This is a genomic window from Polynucleobacter sp. 39-46-10 (assembly GCF_002282275.1).
This window is the reverse complement of the sequence record NZ_NCJB01000255.1, coordinates 1-6,267: the sequence shown is the minus strand read 5'-3', so window position 1 is coordinate 6,267 and position 6,267 is coordinate 1. Positions and strand designations below refer to the sequence as shown.

Below are 6,267 nucleotides of genomic sequence, written 5' to 3'. Positions count from 1 at the left end.
GACTACATCAATGATCGGGACTTAAAACCCCTCATCCTTCACGGCGGGGTTGGTACTGGCAAAACTACCATTGCCAATTTATTACCTGATGCCATCGAAGGCAAGAAAGCAGAAGTTACCCGCCTAAAAGCAGTTGAATTTAGCTCGGTCACTGATGTTACTGAAGTCTTTGGGGGTCCACCCATGTTTTACAAGCTATTTACTACCAATGATCAAAAACGTAACTACATCATTTCCAATGAGATTAACTTCACTCCTAAAGCAGCAATAGCTTTTAGAGATGTAATCGATGACATGATCGGTCATACCCAGTTCATCTTTACAACGAACTACATCGACCAAGTGGATATCGCTTTGCGTGATCGTAGTAATTGCTTGGCTGTGCCTCCAGTAACAGCAAAAGACTGGCTTTCCCGAGCACAGTGGATTTTGCAACAAGAAGGTATTGCTCTGCCAGATGATCAATTACTCAAGATTCTCACTACGCAACTGCAAGTGAGCTCCAGCAATAGAAAGCTCTTAGAGCGTCTTGAGGACTTTGTTAGATCTGTTCGTAACCCACCGAATAATCCTGGCGGAATTATTGAGCTGGCACCTACCCCAGAACCCATTAACCCCTTGATGGCTGCTTGACCACCAAACCAGTACTAGCCCTCGCGGCTAGTACTTATAAAGGAATTGATATGCGCTACCCTAGAACAGTCTTTGTTTTTGACGCCCCGGACCATGGCATAGATCAAGAATACTTTCAGAAGATCAGCTCATCTTCACAGAAGATCTATATATGCGGGTATTCAAAACCAATTGGGACAATTGATTCTGAGCTTGATGCCATCAAACTACTAGATGGATATCTCAACTTTACAGGTCCAAATCGCTCCTATATGGTCATCGGCAATCTAAAGCATGTCGAATTTATTGCTACTAGCCTGGCAGATAAGGATTGCTCTATCTACTGGCTCATCAACAAGAATTCAGCTTTATGCATTCGCGCAGCTCTAAGCGCCTTACTTGATCTTCATGAAATGGAAGCCTTATTTAACGAGGCGCTTTACTACTACACCAAATCCAGAGATCGTTATCAAGCATTATCCGATTCCATGCACATATCAAATGACGATTTTCCTCAACTCATTTCAGACATTATTGATGGGCAAAAGCAGATTGAGCTAAGGGCGGATATTGAAAGTCTTTTATGCGAGGAATTACATATCGGGAAGTTTGAGATTTAAGCCAACTTTGCTGCCGCCATCATTGGGGTGAGTTTTGAGTAATGTCGCTCAATCATTAAAGTAGAAGTACCCATTTGCCTAGCTAGGGTGTGTATATCAACCCCTTCAGCTAGAGCAAATGTGGCATAGGTATGGCGCAGACTATACAGACTGCGATTGCGCCCCGCTACATCTTTAAGCAAATTACAGTCTCTTAGTAATCGCTCAAAAGTGCCATTTAGGCTATAAGGTTGGCTGCCATCAGTCATAACAAAGATCTTACGGTTATATCCCGACTCTAACAACCCTGCTAAATCCTCAAACAGCAAACCTTGAAAAGCAATCAATCGGTTAAGAGTTTCAATCACAGCATGTTTGGCTATTAAGTATCTGGGCCCTGTTTTGCCAGATACCCAGATCTTTAAGTATTTTTGAGATCCAATGTAATACCACTGCAAATGCTTCCAACGTAGCGGCATAGTCTCTGTGCCGGTACGCACTCCAGTAAAGAGCAAGAATTCCACATAAGAGCGGCATAGCTGGCGTATAGACCTTGTTCTACCCCGATGCCCTGTTTGTTCCCAATTAGGCATAAAGGCTAATAATTGAGCGATCTCCATTTCGCTAAAGGCTGGCCTGGCTTCTCCTGGGGCACCTTGAATATCTAATAAAGGAATGGCAAGATCTTTGGGAATCAATGCTTGATTGCGAGCCCTCTCAACAATGCGGTTATAGGCGGCGCTGTGGGTACGCTTAGTACTGGCCATGGGATGGCGTCCCATTTCACTATCTCGCCAAGATTCAAACTCTTGGACTAACTGCGGGGTTATTTGAGTTAACTGATAGATACCAAAGAATGGAATCAAATACTTATTAATTACGAAGGTGTAATCGCGATAAACAGACTTCCCTTTACCCTCTGCCGAGGCCCTTGAGAGTTCCGCCAACTCTTCCACGGCTAATTGCCGAAATGACTTAGATTTGAAGCTTAATTCCTGGCTTATCTTAGCCATGGTCTGCTCATAAAGAGCTATAGAAGCTTGCTTGGCCTCCTCAAGATCCGCACGTCCAGTACTCATGGAGTTCCATTGATCATTAGGTAGCTTAAAACGACATTGCCATTGATTGCTACCCGATCGCTTAAAGAGACTTACTAAACCTTGGTGGAGGTGAATTACATCAGCAGATTGGGATGAACTAGATTTAAAGAAAAGTTGGCTAAGATTTTGCAATTCAAGTGTCGTGTTTCGAGACACTTGTAGCTTAACTTCAGATTGAAGCTTGGGCGACCACCATGTTTGTCGGGTAAACCGACAAACTACACCCTCTGATTATCTATTCAGAAAACAAGGTTGGCTGCAATAAAGAAAGGATGGAAAATTGCAATTCCAGGCAAGGGAATCAATGTAAATATTTGTATTAAAAATCTGTGGCCATACTAAGCATAAATAGTGATCGCCCCCTAAACACAAAGTTATTGGCTCAATTTTCTAAAATATTTTTTTTAAGAAAACATGAGTTACTCAGAAATTTAAAGCTCCATTTTTGTTAGTTATGAAATATTAGATAAAAACATTCATCCCATCAAAAGCAACCTCGTGCTTAATCTCTTTAAGCATACCCAACATATCATCACTCATATGAGTAAGAATGAGCCGCTTTGGTTTAATTTTAGGCAAATTTTGAACAATAGAAGCTAAATTTAAATGGTATGGAATCAATTTATCAAAAAAGTATGCCTCTGCAATAAAAATATCCGCCTCTTTTCCCACATGAATTAAATCATCCGTCCATTCAGTATCCCCAGTATATGAGATCACCTTCTCCCCGGCTGTCAATCTATAGCTTAAGAATGGGCCATTTAAAATACCATGCTGCGCTTGGTAAGATTCCACAACGACATTATCGATATTAATTTTTTCTCCAGCATTTATTTCAACCAATGAAAATTCAAATTTGAGTTTAGTTTTAGATGATCCAGGAAAACTAACCTCCATTACTTTTTTATACCAATTAGCCAGGCCATTTGGTCCAACAATTGTTAAGGGCTTTTGTCGTTTAGAAAAAAATTGCGAATCAAGAATAAAGAAGGGAATTCCACCAAAATGATCAGCATGAAAATGGGTGATGAAGATTGTCTGAATATCATTCAAGTTTATTAAATTTTTCTTTAAAGCTATTAGCGATGAAGCACCGCAATCAATCAAAAAGTTAATGTGACTGCCAGTTACATGAAAGCAAGTATTAAATCGCCCACCACTGCCAAAAGCATCGCCCGAGCCAATGAATTGAAGTTTCATGTTCCTCCTAGAGCCATTCAAAAAAAGTAAAAGTAGCGTAAAATCTTAACAAGTAAGCGCATTTAAAAAAGTAAGTTTTGTTGGCCCATATATAGATAAGTTGATTGACTTCCTGCTGGAAGGATAACAAATAAAATATAGGGCGTCTACCCTAAAGAGGCCATTAATTGAGGCCAGCGTTAATGCCAATTGAAATGGTGAAAGAGGCATATTCCCCCAGTTCATACTAAAAATTTAGAGATGTAACTATATGACTCATAGGAACGATATTAATAAATTTAATTCTGAATATCTCAAAGGTCTAATAGCAAGCCTTGGCGTTGTTATTTGCTGGACAGGATTCAATGTAATCTCCCGTCTTGGAGCTAAAACTGAATTTACCCCATATGATCTTGCCGCACTTAGATTCGGAGTTTCTGGTGCCCTTACTTTGCCAGCCTTCTTATGGCTGATTCCATTTAAAAATTGGCCAAAATATTTTGCACTTGCAGTATTTGGCGGACTAGGATACGGTCTTTTTATATATTCCGGATTCTCGTACGCTCCAAGCGCACATGCTGGGGTTTTTGTAAATGGCGGCATTCCTTTTTGGGCGGCATTATTAGTTGGTATCAACTCTCATTTTAAGATGCCACGAAATTTACTTATTGCCTTTTTAATATCATTAACAGGTCTATTAATGATTGGCTTTAGCAGCCTTTTTAGTCAGCAAGCTCCCATGGAATGGCTTGGATCGTGCAGCCAAGGGCTTCCAGCCTAACAGCAAAATGAACTGTAATATGCCGGTCAGAATGCATATAAGAGCAGTAATAACGCTGACTGGAAAAAGTGTCCAAAGCAAAAAGGATGCGGCACTTAATGCCACCGCAAGAGCTGCAAATGATTTATTGCGAAACTGCTTTAATCCTACAATAGCATTTGCGGTAAAGCTTGGGATCACTCGACCACCAATCATGATTTCGATCATCACAATTAAAAATAATGATGAAATCAAAGGGGCATTACTATCAATGCTCATATGCCCATAGGCAGACATATAGAACAGCCCATTCAATACTCCCAAAACACTAAGAATCAGGGGTAGGAATAGATTTCTCACCATGTTTCTTTGTAATATCAACTTACCAATAATCATTGCGATGATCGGCAAAAACAGAATGTCAATAATTACAAAATACGAACTAAAAAACGGGCCAAGTCGTCCAGCAATCCAAAGGATTGATAGCAGCATTAACGATCTACCCTTGGGAGTCTCGAGCCCCGTCCATGATCTAACAGCAGTAAGCGAGAATCCAGTGACAACTGTTGTTGCAAATCCAAAAATCATCTCATGGGCATGCCACTGAATTCCAGGAATCGAACCAATACCTCGAATACCAGAACCACTGAGCTCCATCAGCCATTCCAAAATAGCCACTACAGACCAAAATGCCGCCAATAAATAAAACGGTCTAAAGCCTAGCGCAAAAAGAGGGATGGTCTTTTTTGTCATATCTACTTTAATTAAGACTTCGCCTCTAGTTCTGCAATGCGCTTTTTGAGTTCACGATCTGTCTGAAAGCGCTCCGTATCATCCCTCACAATCGCTGCAATAGCGCCTACATTGCCATCTTCATCCGTCAGCATTGCCACTGTGAAAGCAATTGATAAAGATCCCCCCTCTTTGTGAAGGGCCGGTACGGTGAGCAAGGTAGAACCGTAGCGGGTAGTTCCCGTCTCCATGGATTTTTTATACCCGTCCCAGTGCCGCGCTCTAAAACGCTCTGGTGTAATGATGTCCAAACTTTTACCCAGAGCTTCGCTAGCCGAGTATCCGAAAATTCTTTCTGCAGATGCATTCCAAAAAACTATATCGCCTTTGGCATCTGAAATCACAACACCATCACCCATTGCGTTGGCCAATTTCTCAAAATCAACTTGATATTTCATATTCAGGGAAACTCCGTAAGCTAAAGTTCAAAAGCTCTTTTGTTTTTAGATTTTTTGATTCTCCACGTAACCATGAGTTATTGAAATAGCTCTATAGAACTATGTCGAAGAATAAGGCCTCTTTAAGCTCTTGAAATGCAGCTATCTAGCGCTATGCATTAAATAATTCGAGAAAAACTTTCGTATGAATACAGGTAAAAATTGATATGCTGAAAATTTACGTGAAATCACAGAACTCAGGAGGAGTATGCTGGGAATACCAGAAGTATTGTCCGCGGAATTCAATTGCATGTAAAAAAGGATCTGATAGTGTGCGGCATCCACATGAATAGATCTATTGCTTTCCAATCCTAACATCATTAAATTCCACGTCCCGCTAAGCCTTAAAAGAAAATAGCCCAACAAGTGGGCTATAGAGATTCTTAGTGGCCTGGGGCGGAATCGATGCACCAACACAAGGATTTTCAATCCCCTGCTCACCGACGGCTAATGGCCGACAGCAGTCATTCCCAGATGTCGGTTTACCCGACAAACCACTGTCACGTCTCGTGACACTCCTGTCGACACCAATTGATTTCCACCTCAAGCCAATTGAACCCACTAGACTAGCTGCCGATATCACGCCACTTTCTAGACAGGTTTAAGCTAATGTCTAAGCAACTGTTTTATAGCAATTTGAAATCTTTTAATCCGTTGGTCGCGAGTTCGAATCTCGCCCGACCCACCAAGAATTAGTTGTAGAAACAATGACTTGCTAACCGCAAGTCATTTTTTTTGTCTATTTTTTGGGTAAAAATCAATCGCACACCAATCGCACACTTCAAGTA

9 protein-coding genes are annotated in these 6,267 nt (G+C 41.0%); 5 read left to right on the top strand and 4 right to left on the bottom strand.

Annotated elements, in window-relative coordinates; translation table 11 throughout:
- The coding region (locus B7X71_RS13835) for an ATP-binding protein (protein ID WP_293599719.1) at positions 1-633 on the top strand (633 nt) is incomplete at its 5' end.
- Positions 630-1,232 (top strand): hypothetical protein, encoded by a 603-nt coding sequence (locus B7X71_RS13830; RefSeq protein WP_293601043.1) that lies wholly within the window; start codon positions 630-632, stop codon positions 1,230-1,232. The genes B7X71_RS13835 and B7X71_RS13830, both read left to right, overlap by 4 nt.
- On the opposite strand, the gene B7X71_RS13825 is transcribed toward B7X71_RS13830, so the two are convergent.
- Positions 1,229-2,290, bottom strand: coding sequence for an integrase (locus B7X71_RS13825; protein WP_293601042.1), 1,062 nt, complete (start codon positions 2,288-2,290; stop codon positions 1,229-1,231). The genes B7X71_RS13830 and B7X71_RS13825 overlap by 4 nt on opposite strands.
- Positions 2,291-2,773: 483 nt before the next feature.
- Complete coding sequence (locus B7X71_RS13820; RefSeq protein ID WP_293601041.1) at positions 2,774-3,511, bottom strand: MBL fold metallo-hydrolase; 738 nt, start codon at positions 3,509-3,511, stop codon at positions 2,774-2,776.
- A 250-nt stretch (positions 3,512-3,761) separates the two neighbouring features.
- Here B7X71_RS13820 and B7X71_RS13815 point away from each other — a divergent pair, with 250 nt between their 5' ends.
- A complete protein-coding gene (locus B7X71_RS13815) occupies positions 3,762-4,271 on the top strand; it encodes a DMT family transporter (protein ID WP_293601040.1) in 510 nt (169 codons plus the stop codon).
- Here the strand turns inward: B7X71_RS13815 and B7X71_RS13810 are convergent.
- Positions 4,188-5,003: an NnrS family protein gene (locus tag B7X71_RS13810; RefSeq protein WP_293599401.1), complete on the bottom strand. Its 816-nt coding sequence runs from the start codon at positions 5,001-5,003 to the stop codon at positions 4,188-4,190. The two genes, B7X71_RS13815 and B7X71_RS13810, sit on opposite strands and share 84 nt — an antisense overlap.
- An 11-nt stretch (positions 5,004-5,014) precedes the next feature.
- Positions 5,015-5,440, bottom strand: a complete 426-nt coding sequence (locus B7X71_RS13805) for a PAS domain-containing protein (protein WP_293599400.1) — start codon at positions 5,438-5,440, stop codon at positions 5,015-5,017.
- A gap of 206 nt (positions 5,441-5,646) precedes the next feature.
- Between B7X71_RS13805 and B7X71_RS17940 the strand changes: the two genes are divergently transcribed.
- Both B7X71_RS17940 and B7X71_RS13800 read left to right on the top strand, forming a co-directional pair.
- Positions 5,647-5,772 (top strand): DUF3079 domain-containing protein, encoded by a 126-nt coding sequence (locus B7X71_RS17940; protein WP_363927095.1) that lies wholly within the window; start codon positions 5,647-5,649, stop codon positions 5,770-5,772.
- 93 nt (positions 5,773-5,865) lie between these two features.
- Positions 5,866-6,084, top strand: a complete 219-nt coding sequence (locus B7X71_RS13800; RefSeq protein ID WP_293599399.1) for a hypothetical protein — start codon at positions 5,866-5,868, stop codon at positions 6,082-6,084.
- Positions 6,085-6,267 lie beyond the last annotated feature (183 nt).

Coding starts and splice junctions, on each gene's coding strand:
- B7X71_RS13825 (WP_293601042.1), bottom strand. CDS start 2,290: ATGAGTACTGGACGTGCGGATCTTGAGGAGGCCAAGCAAGCTTCTATA.
- B7X71_RS13820 (WP_293601041.1), bottom strand. CDS start 3,511: ATGAAACTTCAATTCATTGGCTCGGGCGATGCTTTTGGCAGTGGTGGG.
- B7X71_RS13815 (WP_293601040.1), top strand. CDS start 3,762: ATGACTCATAGGAACGATATTAATAAATTTAATTCTGAATATCTCAAA.
- B7X71_RS13810 (WP_293599401.1), bottom strand. CDS start 5,003: ATGACAAAAAAGACCATCCCTCTTTTTGCGCTAGGCTTTAGACCGTTT.
- B7X71_RS13805 (WP_293599400.1), bottom strand. CDS start 5,440: ATGAAATATCAAGTTGATTTTGAGAAATTGGCCAACGCAATGGGTGAT.
- B7X71_RS17940 (WP_363927095.1), top strand. CDS start 5,647: ATGCTGAAAATTTACGTGAAATCACAGAACTCAGGAGGAGTATGCTGG.